Source organism: Erwinia sp. JUb26 (assembly GCF_003751505.1).
Classification (GTDB): Bacteria; Pseudomonadota; Gammaproteobacteria; order Enterobacterales; family Enterobacteriaceae; genus Erwinia.
The window spans coordinates 249,080-265,979 of the sequence record NZ_RJVB01000006.1; the positions used below are offsets into that span (position 1 = coordinate 249,080).

The window sequence follows — 16,900 nt, forward strand, 5'->3', positions numbered from 1 at the left end:
CATCACGCCGATTCCCTCTCCACCAGCGCGGGCGGCACGATAATGTTCTGCGCTTCCAGATTCTGCCCGCCGATGCGCAGCAGCAGACGCCGTGCCGTGGCGTGGCCGATCTCGCGCGCGGAGTTGGCTATTGAGGTCAGCGGCGGCTCGGTTAGCTCGGATTCGGGGGCGTCTTCCATCCCAATCAGGGCAATTTTTTGCTGGAAGAAACTGTCCACCGCCCCGCCACCGACTTCCGCGCCGGTGCGCAACACGCCAAAATATGCCCCCAGCGCAACGGAAGACTTATGGCACACGATGGCGCTGATCTTCGGATAGTGGGTAAGTAGCGCCTCGGTGGCATCCGCCGCACACTTTTGCTGGTAATCGCATTCGATAATCCACTCCGTGCGAAACGGCAGACCGTACTGCAACAGCGTGGCGCAGAAACCACCGAGGCGCTCAGCGCGGGTCAGTGAATTGCTGAGCCCACCAAGATAGGCGATCTGCTTGTGCCCCTGCCTGATAAGATATTCGGTGGCCATTTTCGCCGCCTGCATATTGTCAGGCCGCACCACGTCAACCCCGTCAATGCCGCCGGAGCGGGTGGCGCAAATCAGCGGCACACCCTGCTCTTCCGCTTTTTCCTTCAGACCGTTCATCGAACCTTCGCCGCCGGCAATGACAATGCCGTCCACGCCGTGCGTGAGCAGCGTGTCGAAGCAGCGCATCAGGCCTTTCCCCGACGCCCCGCTTTGCAGCAGGAATAAAACCTTGCCCTGCGCTTCAAACATTTCGCTCAGGCCCGCGGTCATTTCGGCGTAAAACGGCTCGCAGATGTCGCGAACAATCAGCCCGACCACGCCGGATTCCCCACCGCGCAGCGTACTGGCCTGGCGGTTACGCACAAAGCCCAGCTCATCGACGGCACGGTTAACCCGCTCAGCCGTTGCCTGAGAAATCCGCCCTTTGCCGCCCAGCACCAGCGATACGGTGGTGACCGACACGCCAGCGTGGCGGGCTACATCAATAATGGTGATCTTTTTTTGGCTCATCGGACTCTTTCGTTCATACCGGACTCCACGAAACGGCATCACTCCCGGCCGCCATTATACGGTCTCAGAGACAAATAATTAGCGTGGTCAGAGAGTTATATCTGACTAATGACTTTGAGTAAAACGTTAAACCTGTTTTAAACCGCATAAATACTCAAATGATCGGATTGTGTGAGCTCGAACACGTAATATTTAGGTAAAACGTTTTATCTTAGCCGCCAGCTACACAGAGCCTAACAACACCATTGGGGAGCGGGTATGCCTGCACATAAAAAACAACGTTTCACACTCTGGGAGTTCTTCCAGAGCCTGGGTAAAACTTTCATGCTGCCGGTCGCGCTGCTGTCGTTTTGCGGCATTATGCTGGGCATCGGCAGCTCGTTAAGCAGCCGCGATGTGATCACCCTGCTGCCCGTACTGGGCAACCCGATCCTTCAGCTGATTTTCGTCTGGATGAGTAAGGTTGGATCTTTCGCCTTCAGCTTCCTGCCGGTGATGTTTGCCATTGCTATCCCGCTGGGCATGGCGCGTGAGAATAAAGGCGTTGCCGCCTTCTCCGGCTTCGTGGGTTTCGCCGTGCTGAATCTCGCCGTTAACTTCTATCTGACCGCTAACGGCACGCTGCCCACCACCGATCCGGCGGTGCTGAAGGCCAATAACATCCAGATGATTTTGGGCATTCAGTCTATCGATACCGGCATTCTTGGCGCGGTAATCGTCGGTATTATCGTCTATCGACTGCACGAACGCTTTAACACCATTCGCCTGCCGGATGCGCTGGCGTTCTTCGGCGGTACCCGCTTCGTGCCGATTGTCACCACCGTGGTGCTGGGCCTGGTCGGTTTACTGATCCCGCTGATCTGGCCGTTCTTCGCCGCCGGAATTACCGGCCTTGGCCGTCTGATTCAGGGTGCCGGTGTCTTTGGCCCGATGATTTTCGGTTCCGGCGAGCGCTTCCTGCTGCCTTTCGGCCTGCAGCACATTCTGGTGGCGCTGATCCGCTTTACCGAAGCGGGTGGAACGCTGGATGTCTGCGGCCGTGAAGTCAGCGGCGCGCTGACTATCTTCCAGGCGCAGCTTTCCTGCCCGACCACCCACGGCTTCTCGGAAAGCGCCACACAGTTCCTGTCGCAGGGCAAGATGCCGGCCTTCCTCGGAGGACTGCCGGGTGCGGCGCTGGCGATGTACCACTGTGCGAAACCGGAAAACCGTCATAAAATTAAAGGTCTGCTGATTTCCGGTGTGGTGGCCTGCGTGGTGGGTGGCACCACCGAACCGATCGAATTCCTGTTCCTGTTCGTGGCACCTGCGCTGTACGTGATCCACGCATTCCTGACCGGCCTGGGCTTCACCGTGATGTCGGTACTGGGTGTAACCATCGGCAATACGGACGGCAACATCATCGACTTCGTGGTGTTCGGTATTCTGCACGGCACCGCTACCAAGTGGTATCTGGTGCCGGTTGTCTCGGCCATCTGGTTCGCGGGTTACTACGCGATCTTCCGCTTCTCGATCACCCGCTTTAACATCAAAACGCCGGGCCGCGAATCGGACAGCCTGCCTGCCGCTGCCGCCGTTCCGTCTTCCAGTAAATCGGGCTATAACGTCCCGGCTATTCTTACCGCGCTGGGCGGAGCGGGTAACATCGTGTCACTGGATAACTGCATCACCCGCCTGCGCCTGTCGGTGGCAGATATGACGCTGGTGGACGATGCCACGCTGAAGGCTAACCGGGCGATTGGCGTGGTGCATCTTAATGAACATAACCTGCAGGTGGTAATTGGCCCGCAGGTGCAGTCGGTCAAAGACGAGCTTGATGCCCTGATCCGCTCGGCTCCCCGCCCTGCGACAGCGGAACCGCTCACCGTCTAAAATCCCCACGCGGGCGGCTCAGGCCGCCCTTTTCAGCTTTGTTCAGGGAGTGAAGCGCATGTCTTTTGATTTCTCCACCGTCACCGACCGTCATGGAACCTGGTGTACCCAGTGGGATTACGTCGCCGATCGCTTCGGCAGCGCCGATCTGCTGCCGTTCACCATCTCGGATATGGATTTCCCCACCGCGCCGTGCATTCTTGAAGCGCTGCAGCATCGCCTTGCGCACGGCGTGCTGGGCTACAGCCGCTGGCAGCACGACGATTTTCTCGGCGCGATTGCCCACTGGTTCCAGCAGCGCTTTAACAGCCGCATTGAAACCGAAACGGTGGTCTACGGTCCTTCAGTCATTTATATGGTGGCGCAGCTGATCCGCCAGTGGAGCCAGCCGGGCGATGGTGTGGTGACCTTCACTCCGGCCTATGACGCATTTTTTAAGGTGATAGACGGCAATCAGCGCCGCCTGCTGCCCTGCCCGCTGATCGGACAGGGCAACGACTGGATCATGGATGAACCACTGCTGGAAAGCCTGCTGCAGCAGCCCGCCTGCAAGGTACTGCTGCTGTGCAGCCCTCACAATCCGACCGGGAAAGTCTGGACCAGGTCGGAGCTTGAGCTGATGGCTGAGCTGTGCGAACGCCACGGCGTGCGGATCATCAGCGATGAGATCCATATGGATATGGTCTGGGGTGACAATCGGCATACGCCGTGGACTGACGTGGCGCGTAGCGACTGGGCGCTGGTCACCTCCGGCTCCAAGAGTTTTAATATTCCCGCGCTGACCGGGGCTTACGGGCTAATTGGCAACAAAACATCTCGTGACGCCTACCTGCACCAGTTGAAAGCCTGCGATGGCCTGTCTTCCCCGGCGGTGATGGCCATTCATGCCCACGTGGCGGCGTATCGTGCCGGTGAACCTTGGCTTGATGCCCTGCGCGACTACCTGCAGGGTAATCTGCACCACGTGGCCGACCGGCTGAATCACGCCTTCCCACAGCTGAACTGGCAGCCGCCGCAGTCAACCTATCTGGCGTGGATCGACCTTCGCCCGTTGGGCATCGACGATCGCCTGCTGCAAAACGAACTGATCGAACATCAAAAGGTCGCGATTATGCCGGGCTACACCTACGGAGAAGAAGGCAACGGCTTCCTGCGGCTGAATGTCGGCTGCCCGAGGTCGAAGGTTGAGGCGGGGGTGGAAAAATTGATTGCCGGGATTCAGGCGCTGCTGTAGCAGCCAGTTGCATTACAGCACGTTGCAAAATTTTGCAGCTGACATCTCATATTGTCAGCAACCCCCTGCGGTGAAACAAAACTGTCACACAAATATCATACGCTGTGGATACACTTTTCATCGCACTGTGTACAACAGGATGACTAACATGCCGACAGTAAAAGCGACAAATTTTAAAGATGCAGAAGAACTGCTTCATTCGGGGATCCACAAAGTAGAACTGGCCTACGACATCGGTAGCGATGATTTTTTCCGTCTCGCCAGCCACTGGTGCACCCGCGGCGCCAAGATCTCCAAAGGCAACGAGCATTTTGTGGTGTCGATTAAAAATCTCGCGATCCCACCCAATCACTGAGTCTGTCCACTCGGTTTTGATATCTGGCCACTAACCTGTTTAAATTAGGCATCATCTTTCAACCGGTTAGTGGCTATGTCTTCCGTAAAGCTGCCTGTAGTACCCCCGTTTATTCGCCGTTCGGTTCTCAGCCCACTCGCCGCTTATCCCGATGTCCTGCTGCTGGATATCCATTTTGACGAAGCACATTTCGCCCCTGATCTGTTCGATACGCTGAACATCCTGCTTCCCGCCAGGCTGCATAAAGCGGTCAACAAGCGCCGGGCGGAATATCTCGCCAGCCGCTACGGCCTGCAACAGGCGCTGGCAACGCTGGGCATCGAAAAGTTTGTTTTGCACAACGATGAGGATCGCGCCCCGCTGTGGCCTGCGGGAATTCGCGGCTCGCTCTCCCACACCCACCAGCGCATCTGCGCGCTGCTGACCCGCCGCCGCGACGTGCTGCCGGGCATCGACTGCGAGCAGATGATGGCAGAGGAACCGGCGTTAGAGATGGCGCAGATGATCGTTAATCCTGCGGAAAACAGGCTGTTAGAACGGCTTGAGCTGTCGTTTGCCTGTGCGCTGACGGTGGTTTTTTCGGCGAAAGAGAGCCTGTATAAGGCGATCTGGCCCGAACTGCGGCGTTTTATGGATTTCAGTGCGGCGGAGGTCGTCGGCTGGGATTCGCTGAATAAGCAGATTACGCTGCGGCTGACCGAGACGTTTTCGGGTGAATTTTATGCCGGAAGAGCGTTTACGGTAGAAGTAGAGTTACAGCCCGATACGGTTTTAACCTGGGTTATCGGGCTGCAGGCGTCGTCTGCATAGCTTACTTACCGTCGCGCGGTGTGCGGTCCTGCAGCTGGAGATCGTGCAGGTCCACGCCGTACAGTTCCACCATCGGAATCATCGCCTCAACCACCCGGCAGCTGTCCAGCGTTGCCATGCCGGCAGGCACCTGGAAGAAACGGGTAAAATGCAGCCATAAACCTTTCATACGTTGCTCCTCTATGTTGTGAAAGGTGAGTAAACCTTATTTTATCGCCTCCGCAAAATATCCATTTCGCACAGCCTTTGCCAGCCGCTGGTAATAGCCGCTTATCCCATCTGATGAATGATATATGCCGGATTTGTTGTTTTACTCCCCTCGCGCCTCCCTTCAATAATTGCCAGCAACTGAAGCACATTAAGGATTAATTATGGCTTATCAATTGAGCCTGCTGGACAAAAGTCCGGTAGCAGAAGGTGAAACCCCTTCCCAGGCGCTGGCACGGACATTATTGCTGGCGCAAAAAGCCGAAGAGTGGGGTTTTCACCGCTTCTGGCTGGCCGAACACCACAATACGCAGGCGCTGGCCAGCCCGTCTCCGGAAGTGCTGATTGCCTGGATCCTGGCCCATACCCGCCATCTGCGCGTCGGTTCCGGCGGCGTGATGCTGCAGCACTACAGCCCTTATAAAGTGGCGGAAAACTTTAACCTGCTGGCCTCTCTGGCCCCGGGCCGCGTCGACCTCGGCGTCGGTAAAGCACCGGGCGGCCTGCCGCTGTCCACCCGCGCATTGCAGCACGGCATTAACGCCGAGGCGAAAGGTGACTTTGCCAGCCAGCTGCGCGCGCTGGATGGCTGGCTGAGCCCCACCGCCAGCGACAGCCAGATCGAAGACCAACTGCTGGCAACGCCCGTCCCGGTTCGCCCGGCTCAGCGTTTTCTGCTGGGTGCCAGCGAAGGCAGCGCGCAGCTGGCCGCCGAGCTGAACTGGCAGTTTGTTTTCGCCGCGCACCTCAACGGTAACCGCCAGGAGCTGGAACAGACGCTGGCAACCTATCGTCGCCTGAGCGGCGGGCAGTCGGCGCTGGTGGCGGTACAGGTGATTGTCGCTGAGTCGGCGGCGGATGCCGATCTGCTGGCGGCCGATTTGCAGCACTACCGTGTGCATGTGGAGAACGGCCAGAGCGTGACCGTCGGTACGATTGCCCAGGCCGAAGCCTTTATTCGCCAGGCCAACGCCACGAACTACCGCATCGAACCGCGTGAAGCGGCGGTGATTAAAGGCACGGCCGCACAGGTTCACGACGAGCTGGACGCGCTGCATCAGCAGTACGGCATTGAAGAGTTTGTTATTGATACGCCGGTCAGCAGCGGCGCGGCGCGGGTGAAATCGCTGGAATTACTGGCCAGCCATCGCCTGGTCGCCGCCTGAGGAGCACAGCACAATGAGTCAGAATCTTGGACAACAGTTAATCGCATGGCGACGTGAGCTGCATCAGTTCCCCGAGCTGTCCAACGAGGAATTTGCCACCACCGAACGTATCCAGGGCTGGCTGCGCAGTGCGGGCATTGAGCCGCAGCCTTACGGACTGAATACCGGCGTGGTGGCCGAAATCGGTCAGGGTGACGCGCTGATCGCGCTGCGTGCCGATATCGACGCCCTGCCGATCGAAGAGGTTGTACCGGTTGAATTTCGCTCCCAGAATCCGGGCGTGATGCACGCCTGCGGCCACGATGTGCATACCTCGGTGATCCTCGGTGCCGCCCTGCTGCTGAAAGCAAGGGAGAAAACGCTGCCGGGCCGGGTGCGCCTGCTGTTCCAGCCTGCGGAAGAACGCTTTGGCGGCGCGAAAACGCTGATTAAGGCCGGTGCGCTGGACAACGTCAGCGCCATTTTCGGCATGCACAACGCGCCGGAACTGCCGGTTGGCACCTTCGCCACACGCGGCGGGCCGTTCTACGCCAACGTCGACCGCTTTGACTTCGAGGTCACCGGTAAAGGTGCCCACGCCGCCCGTCCTCAGGAGGGTATTGATGCGATTGTGATTGCCAGCCAGATCGTTACCGCGCTGCAAACGCTGGTCAGCCGCAGCTACAGCCCGCTGGAATCAGTGGTAGTCAGCGTGACCCGCATTGAGGGCGGCAATACCTGGAACGTGCTGCCGCAGACCGTAGTGCTGGAAGGCACGGTGCGCACCCACAACGACGCCATTCGCGCGTCATTACCACAGCGCTTCCAGCAGCTGATTAGCAGCATTGCCGAAGGCTTCGGCGCAACCGCGAAGCTGAACTGGCATGCGGGTCCCCCGGCGCTGGTCAACACCGAGCGCTGGGCTGAATTCAGTAAAGGGGTCGCGGCCGAAGCTGGCTACCACGTGCAGCACGCCGACCTGCAAATGGGCGGGGAGGATTTCGCTTTCTACCTGCACAACACCCCCGGCACCTTCGTCAGTATCGGCAGCGCCAGCGAATTCGGCCTGCATCATCCCGGATTTAAGCCGGATGAAAGCCTGATCGAACCGGCCGCCCGTTATTTCAGCCAGCTGGCAGAAGCCGCGCTGCGTGAAATTAGTTAACCACAGCAAACTGCGTTTCCACCTGCACATTCAAATAATAAGAGTAAACATCATGATTAAAACCTCATTACTGTCAGGACTGTTCGTTGCTACTGCCCTGTTAACCAGCGGAGCCTGGGCTGAAACCGTCACCGTGAACGGCACCGGTATCAGCGTGGAAGCCAACGCCGCGCCGATCCATGCGCCGGTGAACCCTGAAGCCGTGGCGCAGATCCCCAAAGATCACCGCTTCGCCGTACCGGGTAAATTTACCGTTGCCGTGGCTGCACTGAACTCACCGCCGCTAACGCTGTTCTCTGACGACAACAAAACCCTGCAGGGCAGCGAAGTGGATATCGCCCGCCTGGTGGCCGACAGCCTGGGCCTTGAACTGAACGTGGTGCCAACCTCCTGGGAAGACTGGCCGCTGGGCGTCAGCTCCGGCAAATACGACGCGGCGATCACCAACGTGACCGTCACCAAAGAGCGTAAAGAGAAGTTCGACTTCGCCACCTACCGTCAGGATTCACTGGGCTTTTACGTCAAGTCCACCAGCAAAATCACCTCGCTGAAAAAAGCGGAAGATATTGCCGGCCTGCGCATTATCGTCGGCTCCGGTACCAACCAGGAAGCGATCCTGCTGGCCTGGGATGAAGCCAACCAGAAAAAAGGCCTGAAGCCGTTTACCCCAATCTACGTTAAGGATGACGCCGCGCAGACGCTGTCCCTGCAGTCCGGCCGTGCGGATGCCTACTTCGGTCCTAACGTGATTGGCGCATGGAAAGCGGCGCTGACCGGCCAGACCAAACTGGTGGGCAGCGTTGACGGCGGCTGGCCAAAGGCCGCACACATCGCGGTCACGCTGAAGAAAGGCAATGGCCTGGTCACGCCGGTGAACACTGCGCTGAACGGCGTAATTAAAAGCGGCGAGTACGACAAAGTGCTGAACCGCTGGGGTGAAGGCATTGAACGCCTGGATCGCTCCGAGATCAATCCGCCGGGTCTGGGCGACTAAGGAGTTCGTGATGAGTCAAGCACAGTTCCGCCAGCTGTCACCGGAAGCCCCGGAGCTGGCACCGATTATCGACGGTCTGTTCGGCGAATACAGCGCCCGCTACGGTGACTTTTTTGCCCGCGACGCGGAAGTCGAGCTGACCGAATGGTATCTGCCGCCGCGCGGTACGTTTGTGGTGCTGGAGCGCGACGGCGAAATTATTGCGATGGGCGCCTACAAGGCGCTCGATTCGGAAACCGCCGAGCTGAAACGCATCTGGACGCGCAGCGATCTGCGCCGCCAGGGGCTGGCACTGCAGGTGCTGGTGGAACTGGAGCGACGCGCCGCGCTGGCGGGTTATCAGGGGGTGTTTCTCACCACCGGTTTCCGCCAGCCGGAAGCGGTGAGGCTCTATCTCTCCCACGGCTATCAGCCGCAGTTTGACATTACCCGCAATCCGGAAGAGTACAGCCTGCCGCCGCACGATGGCCGCCTGCGCTTCCGTAAGCCGCTGAATCAACATGTTACCGCAGGGGCCGCGCATGAAACTGAATGAAACGGAAACCCTGCGCGTCGTCCCCGCGCGCTACCCGCTCAGAGTACTGGGCGGGTTTATCGCCCTGTTTGTACTGGCGGTCGTGATTCAGTCGGTCGCTTTTAATCCGCGCTGGGAGTGGAAGGTCTTCACCCACTGGTTCTTCCACCCGGCGATCCTCAGCGGCCTGGGCCAGACACTGCTGCTGACGCTGATTGCCACGGTGCTCAGCATTGTCTTCGGCGGCCTGCTGGCGCTGGCACGCCTTTCGCCCTCGTGGCTGCTTTCGGGACTGGCCTTCGGCTATATCTGGCTGTTCCGCTCGCTGCCGCTGATTGTGGTGCTGATTATTCTCTACAACTTCTCCTACCTCTACGACACGCTGTCGATTGGTATTCCGTTTACCCCGCTGACCTTCGCCGAATACCAGACCATTGACGTGCTTGGCCAGTTCAGCACCGCCGTGATTGGCCTGACGCTGGTGCAATCGGCCTACACCGCCGAAATTATTCGCGGAGGTATCCTCGGCGTCGATCAGGGGCAGTTTGAAGCCGCCGCCGCGCTGGGCCTGCCGGGCTCGCGCCGCACGCTGCGCATTATCCTGCCGCAGGCGCTGCGCTCGATTATCCCGACCGGCTTTAACGAAATTATCAGCCTCGCCAAAGGCACCGCGATGGTGTACGTGCTGGCGATGCCGGAACTGTTCTACACCATTCAGATGGTCTACAACCGCACGCAGCAGGTTATCCCGCTACTGATGGTGGCCGCCGTGTGGTATCTGCTGATCACTACCGTACTGTCGATTCTGCAGCATTACGTTGAGCGCTGGCTGGCCCGCAGTGCAACCCGTGAATCTTCTAGTCCGCGTCCACGTTGGCGCTTACGCCGTCAGACTGCGGCGATCACCCCGCTAAGGAGCTAACGATGTCAGAAGCCCTCGATCTGCACAGCCACGCGGTGCGCGGCCATATTTCGATTACTCAGGTCAGCAAAAGCTTTGGCCGCTTCAAGGCGCTGGATAACGTGTCGCTGGAGCTGCCGCCGGGTTCGGTGACGGTGATCCTCGGCCCTTCCGGATCCGGTAAATCCACCCTGCTGCGGGCGATAAACCACCTGGAGCGCGTCGACGAAGGCTTTATCCGTATCGACGGTGACTACATTGGCTATCGCCGTAAGGGTGACAAGCTGTACGAACTGAAGGAGAAGGCGATCCTCAAGCAGCGTACCGAAGTGGGTTATGTCTTTCAGAACTTCAATCTGTTCCCGCATCTGACGGTGCTGGAAAACATCATAGAAGCGCCGATTGTGCATAAACGCTTAACCCGGCAGCAGGCGATTGCCCGCGCCGGTGAACTGCTGGATGCGGTGGGGCTGCGCCACAAGGCGGATGCGTGGCCGCGCCATCTTTCCGGTGGGCAGCAGCAGCGTATCGCCATCGCCCGCGCACTGGCGCTCGACCCGCGCGTGATCCTGTTTGATGAACCGACCTCTGCACTGGATCCGGAGCTGGTCGGTGAAGTGCTGGACACCATTAAAAAGCTGGCCCGTTCCGGCACCACGCTGGTGGTGGTCACCCATGAGATCGGCTTCGCCCGTGAAGTGGCTGATAATGTGGTGTTTATGGTGGACGGTAAAATCGTTGAACAGGGCAGCGCGCAGCAGGTGCTGAATAATCCGCAGCATCCGCGCACCAGCCGCTTCCTCGCCAAAGTTCTGTAACACCCTCTCCTCTCTGACGCATAAAAAAACGGCTTATCATGATGATAAGCCGTTGCAACCATTTGGTAAGACGACGAGAAAGTTCAGGGAAGTTAACGGCGGTACTCAACCGTCACAGTCAGCTTACCCCTCTACTAAGCCGTTGACTAATAACAAAAGTAGCTGAAGTTATGCAAAGTCATTTTGACGTTCAGTTCGCGGTATCGGTGCGTTTAACCGCATCCAGCGTGGCCATATCCCGCTCGGCACCGGTCAGTTCACTGAGATGCCCCTGACGCATTTCCAGCAGGCGGTCCGCATGCAGGAAATAGTGATCGTCATGGCTGATAGCAAAGACGGTTTTGCCCATGCCCTGCAGCCAAGGCAGCAGCTCGCGGTAGAAGATACGACGGAAGTGCGGATCCTGATCCGCCGCCCACTCATCGAGCAGCAGGATGTCGCGCTGCTCGGCGGTCGCCAGCAACAGCGCCAGGCGCTTGCTCTGCCCTTTCGACAGCTTCAGATTCAGAATGCGGTTGCCGTCGAGCTGGATCTTATCCTGCATCTGTAACCGCTCCAGCCACGCCTGAACCCGCTCGGGATCGGCCGGCTGGCCGCTGTCATCGATCAGGCGGTCAAACAGATGCACATCGGTGAATACCGCCGAGAACAGCTGCCGGTAATCGTCCATCGACTCGGGCTGGATCACTTTGCCGTCGAGCAGGATCTCGCCGGAAACCGGCTGGTACAGCCCGGTCAGCAGCATCGCCAGCGTGGATTTTCCGCTGCCGTTGCCGCCGATCAGAAAGACCAGTTCGCCACGGTTGAGGACCATGTTGATCGGCCCGACGCTGAATCCGTTATCCCCGTAGTGGAACACCAGGTTACGCAGCTCCAGCGTCTGCCACGCCTTTTTGCCTTGCTGCGCCGGGAATTCGGCCTGATAGTCGGCCAGCTTGAAGGTGTTGAGCTTGTTAAACGCTACCTGCGCGGTCAGCAGCGTCGGCAGTGCGCCAACGGCAGAGAGCATTGGCGTACGCAGGAACAGCAGCGTCAGTGAATAGGTGGCGGCCACGGCGGTATCCGCCCAGCCCAGGCTGTTTGCCAGATAGAATGCCAGCCCGATTGCGCCGAGCATCATAATGTTCGACCAGTTAACGGCGCTGAGATGGTAGGTATCGGCACGCACAATGTGATGGCGATAGGTGCGGGCATCCTCACCGTAGACGTGGTCAAAAATCTGCTGCGCGCGCTGACGGTTCAGCGCCAGCTCTTTGCGGCCTTCGATAATGGTCTGGAAGTCGGCATACAGGCGTTCTTCGGTATTACGCAGCACTTCCAAATGGCGATAAACGCGCGACACCAGCAGCCAGCCACCCACGATGGTGATGGCAACCCACACCGCGGTGACCACCAGCATTTTAGGTGACAGCCAGCCCAGATAGGCCGCCGATCCCACGGTTAAAATAATCCCCTGGATTAGCTCCGGCAGACGTACAAAGGCGATGGTGATATTGCGCACGTCGCTGGTCAGCGCCGCCAGCAACTGGGCGTTGCCAATCTGCTCGATGCGCTCAACGCGGGTATCGAGGATACGGCGGATAAATTCGCCGCGCAGGCGATAAACAAAGTGGTGACCCAACAGGGTCAGCGCCAGTTGAGAACCCAGCGTCACCGCCATCAGCAGCAGAAGCAGGCCGAGAAACTGCGGCAGCACCATCAGTGAAGAGTTGAGGGTAACGATCAGTTCGCGGTTGATAAAGGCGATCAGGCCAATACCCAGCACCGCGCTGAGCAGGCTAAGCACTATCACGCCGATAAACGGCCAGCGATACTGCTTATAGACGACGTGAAGCAACTCCATGAAAACATCCCGGCAGGTAAAAAAGCAGCTAGCAGTGTAATGAGCTGACCGGCGAGATCAATACTAATTCTCATTATCACAGCTTTGGCTGCGGTTTAATCCGGGATCAGTGCGCGCGGCGAAAGGTCAGATTAAAGCGGAAGGCTCCGGCCTGAGGATGAACGCCGGGTTTCAGCGGCAGAATGCCGTGATAGCGCAGCCGCGACGGGCCGCCCCACACCACCACATCACCGTGCTCCAGCAGCACCCGCGTGGTGGCGTCGCTGCGCTCGAATCCGCCAAACTGGAAAACCGCAGGCAACCCCAGCGAGACCGAGACGATCGGCTGACGCAGGTCGCGCTCGTCCTTATCCTGATGCAGGGTCAGCTTCGCTCCCGGCTCATAGCGGTTAAGCAGGCAGGCGTCGGGATTGAAATTGAGAAAACCGGCTTCGGCGGCGCAGCTGACGGCAAGCTGGCGAAACAGTGGCGGCATCGGCGGCCAGCGGGTTCCCATGGCATTATCCTGCTCGCTGTACTGATAGCCGCGCGAGTCGGTGGTCCAGCCCAGATCCCCGCAGTTGGTCATCGCCACCGACATACGGTGACCGCCGGGCGTGATGCGGTGATGAAACGGATTCTGTACCGCTATCTGCGCCACCAATTCAAGCAGCGCATCGGCGTCTCTCAGTGCGCGTCGGCGCAGGATCACCGCGCCGTCGGCCAGCGGTTCGCTCCAGGGGTCCTCTTCCGCAAACAGATCGAGCATAGCCTCTCCTCAGGGTTTATCACTGCCGGTATCAGTCTGTATAAAGGCCTTAAACTGTGGCGACATCCAGCTGGTAAAGCCATCGCCCTGTTTATAGATCAGATAGACCGCCAGCTTATCACGCAGCGCCAGCGCTTTGGCTTTCTCTTCACCCAGCACCATCAGCCCGGTATCCCAGCCGTCTGCCTCCAGCGCCGTGGTGGCAATCACCGTGGCGGAAACCAGACGATGCTGGATCGGCTGACCGGTGACCGGATCGATAACGTGAGAGATCCGTTTGCCGTCCAGCTCATAATAGTTGCGATAGCTGCCGGAGGTGCTGATGCCGTACCCCTGCAGATCAACAATCGCCTGCACGGCATTTTCGCGATCGGTCGGTTTCTGAATCGCCACCTGCCAGGCTTTGCCCTGCGCATTTTGCCCACGCGTCAGCACCGCACCGCCCACCGACACCAGATAGTTGTTGATGCCCTCTTTTTCCATCAGCCGGGCCAGATGATCGGTCGCGAAACCTTCGCCCACGGTAGACAGGTCAACGTACAGCTCGGGAAGATCTTTTTGCAGATACGCCTGCCCGGCGCGATTAATGACCTGCAGATGCTGCAATCCGGTCAGCGCGCGGGCGGCATCTATCTGCTGGATGCTCGGGGTGCTGGCGGGCTGTTTGTCGGGGCCGAATCCCCACAGATTGACCAGTGGGCCAATGGTGATATCCATCGCGCCGCCTGTCTGATGGCCGATACGCAGCGCCAGGGTGATAATATCGGCCATGTTGTCGCTAACCGGCTGTGGGTCGCTGCCGCGATATTGATTAAAACGCGAGAGCACCGAGTCGTTTTTCCAGGTTGAAAGCTCGTGGTCATCGTTATTGAGCTGCTGCTGGATGGCGTTTTGCAACGCCTCGCGGCGTGCGCTATCCACGCCGGCCAGGCTGACGCGCCACCCGGTGCCCATCGTTTTCCCTTCCAGCACCATTCCGTCACGCTGTGCGGGAGTTTGCGGGTTGTCGCAGGCGACCAGCAGAAATGCGGCCGCCAGGCTGATGAGGTGTCGCCAGTTTGCTTTCATTTTTTTCTAACCTTTTTGCTGCTAATGCGGACGGCGCCAAAGCTTCGGACTGCGCCGTTTTTAAATGCTCTAGAAAATTGCTGGCGATGATTATCTTTGCCAAGGGCTGGAATGACAAGGGTAGCAGGTGTGGTGATTCAGGGGCGGTTTAGAAATAGGGCAAGTTCACGGGAGTGATTGTAGGGACTTCGATGGCGGCGATGGCTGTCAGGAGCTGGCGCTGGCGGGTTGTGCCCCCGGGCGGGCGGTCCTCGCGCCGCTTTGCGGTTCCTTCACTTCGCTCGTCAGCCGGACGGACCGGCACAGACGCGCGTCCTGCGCGGCTGTACCTTTCGCCTGCGTCCATGCAGGCGAATCCTGGCTTCCTCTCTGCGTTAAGCACTGTGGATTGCTCGACCGGGGGCACAACCCGCCTGCTTTCTGGCTTCGGCGTTGCCTGAAAGTGAATCCAGGATTCCTCTTCGCGTTGTGCGCTGGAGATGGCTCCACGACGGGATCAACCTTTTCGCTAAGCAACGTTGTGTCGGCTGCTTACAAAGGCACAGGTGAATGTGGATGGAAGCTATGCCAAGGTTAAGAAGGCCCGAGCTCTGCGGCGGCCGGGCAATCCGCAGCGCTGAGGTGCAGGCTTCTGGGCCGGAGAGACCCGCATGGACGCGGGTTTCAGGTACGGCGTGGGCAGGACGCCCACTCCGTGCCGGTCCGCAAGACCAGAAGCCGGAAACGAAGGCATCATGCGCAGCATGACGCGAGGACCGTCCAGCCGCCGCAGAGGTCGGGCCGGGCTCGCCATACCGCAGCGATAAGCAATGCGCAATGAGTGAAAAACGCATGGCGGTTTAATGCAGGCACGTTTCGGAAAGGATGATGTGAGGTGAATTGAAGTGAGGGTTACCCAGCCGCAGGTGATAAAAAAGCCGCCATCTTGAAAAGATAGCGGCTCAGTTACTTTCAACTCACAGGCTTCAGGATATTCTTCAGCCCGCCAACAGCAACAGCTCTTAGAACTGGTAAACCAGACCAACTGCAACTACGTCGTCGGTGTTGATACCCGCTGCGTTAGTGAATGCGCTGTCATCCAGCAGGTTGATCTGGTAATCAACGTAGGTGGACATGTTTTTGTTGAAGTAGTAAGTCGTACCCACATCAATGTAGCGTTTCAGGTTCTGAGAACCGTAACCTTCGATTTGTTTGCCGCGTGAGCTAACAAACGCCAGCGATGGGCGCAGACCAAAGTCGAACTGGTACTGTGCAACCAGTTCCCAGTTATCCGCCTGGTTAGCGTAGCCGTAAGCGGTCGAATCAAGGCTGCCGAAACGGGTGGCGTTATAAGAACGGCTGTACATTGCCGCCAGGTAGATGTTGTTCGCGTCGTATTTCAGACCGCCTGAGTAAGCGGTTGCGCGATCGCCGTGGCCCAGTACGGCACTGTTGTTCTGATCGTCGGTACGATCGGAAGAGAACATCGCGGCACCGATACCGAAGCCCTCACCGATGTCATAGGTGGTTGACAGACCCCAGCCATCGCCGTTCTGGCCCAGAACATCGCGACCGTTGTTCGTTTCTTCAGCGTTGCCGTTTTTGCCCTGGTACTGAATGGCGAAGTTCAGGCCATCCACCAGACCAAAGAAGTCGTTATTACGATAGGTTGCCAGGCCGCTTGAGCGCTGGAACAGGAAGTTATCCGCACCGTAGGTATCACCACCGAACTCAGGCAGAACGTCAGTCCATGCGCCGATATCGTACATCACACCGTAGTTACGGCCGTAGTCGAGTGAACCCGCATCGCCAAATTTCAGACCGGCGAAACCAACACGGGTATAGTTGTTATCGGTACCCTGGGATTCCGCATTGTTCAGTGCAACCTGATATTCCCACTCGCCGTAGCCGGTCAGTTGGTCGGTAACCTGAGTTTCACCTTTGAAACCGAAGCGCAGATAGGACTGGTCGCCATCTGTGCCGTTGTCATCGGAGAAGTAGTGCAGGCCGTCAACTTTGCCGAAAAGATCCAGTTTGTTGCCGTCTTTGTTATAGATTTCAGCTGCGCCAGCGGTACCGGCTACCAGCAGAGCTGGAATCATCAGCGAAAGAACGCGAAGCTTCATGTTAGTACCCTCTCATTATATTTGTCTTATTTGCCACTGCTTTACCACTGAGTACTGAATGTATTAATTCAGCGTTGAAAATCATAT

General features: G+C 58.3%; 16 protein-coding genes. 10 read left to right on the forward strand and 6 right to left on the reverse strand.

All coding sequences use genetic code 11. The features are described from left to right. Nucleotides 1-2 precede the first annotated feature (2 nt). Nucleotides 3-1,034: a Mal regulon transcriptional regulator MalI gene (gene malI, locus EC836_RS16675; protein ID WP_123335122.1), complete on the reverse strand. Its 1,032-nt coding sequence runs from the start codon at nucleotides 1,032-1,034 to the stop codon at nucleotides 3-5. A 258-nt stretch (nucleotides 1,035-1,292) separates the two neighbouring features. On the opposite strand from malI, the gene malX reads away from it, so the two are divergent. The 4 genes from malX (at nucleotide 1,293) to EC836_RS16695 (ending at nucleotide 5,305) form a co-directional block, all read left to right on the forward strand. Beyond that, on the forward strand, nucleotides 1,293-2,906 hold the full coding sequence (gene malX, locus EC836_RS16680; protein WP_123335124.1) for a maltose/glucose-specific PTS transporter subunit IIBC: 1,614 nt from the start codon (nucleotides 1,293-1,295) through the stop codon (nucleotides 2,904-2,906). 58 nt (nucleotides 2,907-2,964) lie between these two features. After that, the gene (locus tag EC836_RS16685; RefSeq protein ID WP_123335126.1) at nucleotides 2,965-4,140 is read left to right on the forward strand and encodes a MalY/PatB family protein; all 1,176 of its coding nucleotides are present in this window, start codon (nucleotides 2,965-2,967) and stop codon (nucleotides 4,138-4,140) included. A gap of 148 nt (nucleotides 4,141-4,288) precedes the next feature. Continuing rightward, complete coding sequence (locus EC836_RS16690; protein ID WP_105591312.1) at nucleotides 4,289-4,495, forward strand: hypothetical protein; 207 nt, start codon at nucleotides 4,289-4,291, stop codon at nucleotides 4,493-4,495. A 75-nt stretch (nucleotides 4,496-4,570) separates the two neighbouring features. Then, nucleotides 4,571-5,305, forward strand: a complete 735-nt coding sequence (locus EC836_RS16695) for a 4'-phosphopantetheinyl transferase (RefSeq protein WP_123335128.1) — start codon at nucleotides 4,571-4,573, stop codon at nucleotides 5,303-5,305. Between the two features lies 1 nt (nucleotide 5,306). Here EC836_RS16695 and EC836_RS24865 read toward each other — a convergent pair whose 3' ends face one another. Next, the gene (locus EC836_RS24865; protein WP_199735212.1) at nucleotides 5,307-5,474 is read right to left on the reverse strand and encodes a hypothetical protein; all 168 of its coding nucleotides are present in this window, start codon (nucleotides 5,472-5,474) and stop codon (nucleotides 5,307-5,309) included. Between the two features lie 202 nt (nucleotides 5,475-5,676). On the opposite strand from EC836_RS24865, the gene EC836_RS16700 reads away from it, so the two are divergent. Genes EC836_RS16700 through EC836_RS16725 form a run of 6 tightly spaced genes read left to right on the forward strand, consistent with a single transcriptional unit; the run spans nucleotide 5,677 to nucleotide 11,049 of the window. Then, nucleotides 5,677-6,678, forward strand: a complete 1,002-nt coding sequence (locus EC836_RS16700; RefSeq protein WP_123335130.1) for an LLM class flavin-dependent oxidoreductase — start codon at nucleotides 5,677-5,679, stop codon at nucleotides 6,676-6,678. Between the two features lie 13 nt (nucleotides 6,679-6,691). Then, the gene (locus tag EC836_RS16705) at nucleotides 6,692-7,822 is read left to right on the forward strand and encodes an amidohydrolase (RefSeq protein ID WP_123335132.1); all 1,131 of its coding nucleotides are present in this window, start codon (nucleotides 6,692-6,694) and stop codon (nucleotides 7,820-7,822) included. A 52-nt stretch (nucleotides 7,823-7,874) separates the two neighbouring features. Continuing rightward, on the forward strand, nucleotides 7,875-8,816 hold the full coding sequence (locus EC836_RS16710) for an ABC transporter substrate-binding protein (protein WP_123335133.1): 942 nt from the start codon (nucleotides 7,875-7,877) through the stop codon (nucleotides 8,814-8,816). Between the two features lie 10 nt (nucleotides 8,817-8,826). Further along, nucleotides 8,827-9,351 (forward strand): GNAT family N-acetyltransferase, encoded by a 525-nt coding sequence (locus EC836_RS16715; RefSeq protein ID WP_123335135.1) that lies wholly within the window; start codon nucleotides 8,827-8,829, stop codon nucleotides 9,349-9,351. After that, complete coding sequence (locus tag EC836_RS16720) at nucleotides 9,338-10,252, forward strand: amino acid ABC transporter permease (RefSeq protein WP_370348040.1); 915 nt, start codon at nucleotides 9,338-9,340, stop codon at nucleotides 10,250-10,252. The genes EC836_RS16715 and EC836_RS16720 overlap by 14 nt, the downstream gene beginning before the upstream one ends. 2 nt (nucleotides 10,253-10,254) lie before the next feature. Next, complete coding sequence (locus tag EC836_RS16725; protein ID WP_123335137.1) at nucleotides 10,255-11,049, forward strand: amino acid ABC transporter ATP-binding protein; 795 nt, start codon at nucleotides 10,255-10,257, stop codon at nucleotides 11,047-11,049. A gap of 190 nt (nucleotides 11,050-11,239) precedes the next feature. On the opposite strand, the gene EC836_RS16730 is transcribed toward EC836_RS16725, so the two are convergent. The 4 genes from EC836_RS16730 to ompC form a co-directional block, all read right to left on the reverse strand. Beyond that, on the reverse strand, nucleotides 11,240-12,892 hold the full coding sequence (locus EC836_RS16730; protein WP_123335139.1) for a multidrug ABC transporter permease/ATP-binding protein: 1,653 nt from the start codon (nucleotides 12,890-12,892) through the stop codon (nucleotides 11,240-11,242). 106 nt (nucleotides 12,893-12,998) lie between these two features. Further along, nucleotides 12,999-13,640 (reverse strand): DNA oxidative demethylase AlkB, encoded by a 642-nt coding sequence (gene alkB, locus EC836_RS16735; RefSeq protein WP_123335140.1) that lies wholly within the window; start codon nucleotides 13,638-13,640, stop codon nucleotides 12,999-13,001. Between the two features lie 9 nt (nucleotides 13,641-13,649). Then, on the reverse strand, nucleotides 13,650-14,708 hold the full coding sequence (gene apbE, locus EC836_RS16740) for an FAD:protein FMN transferase ApbE (protein ID WP_123335142.1): 1,059 nt from the start codon (nucleotides 14,706-14,708) through the stop codon (nucleotides 13,650-13,652). Between the two features lie 1,001 nt (nucleotides 14,709-15,709). Further along, nucleotides 15,710-16,813, reverse strand: coding sequence for a porin OmpC (gene ompC, locus EC836_RS16750; protein WP_123335146.1), 1,104 nt, complete (start codon nucleotides 16,811-16,813; stop codon nucleotides 15,710-15,712). Between the last annotated feature and the right edge of the window lie 87 nt (nucleotides 16,814-16,900).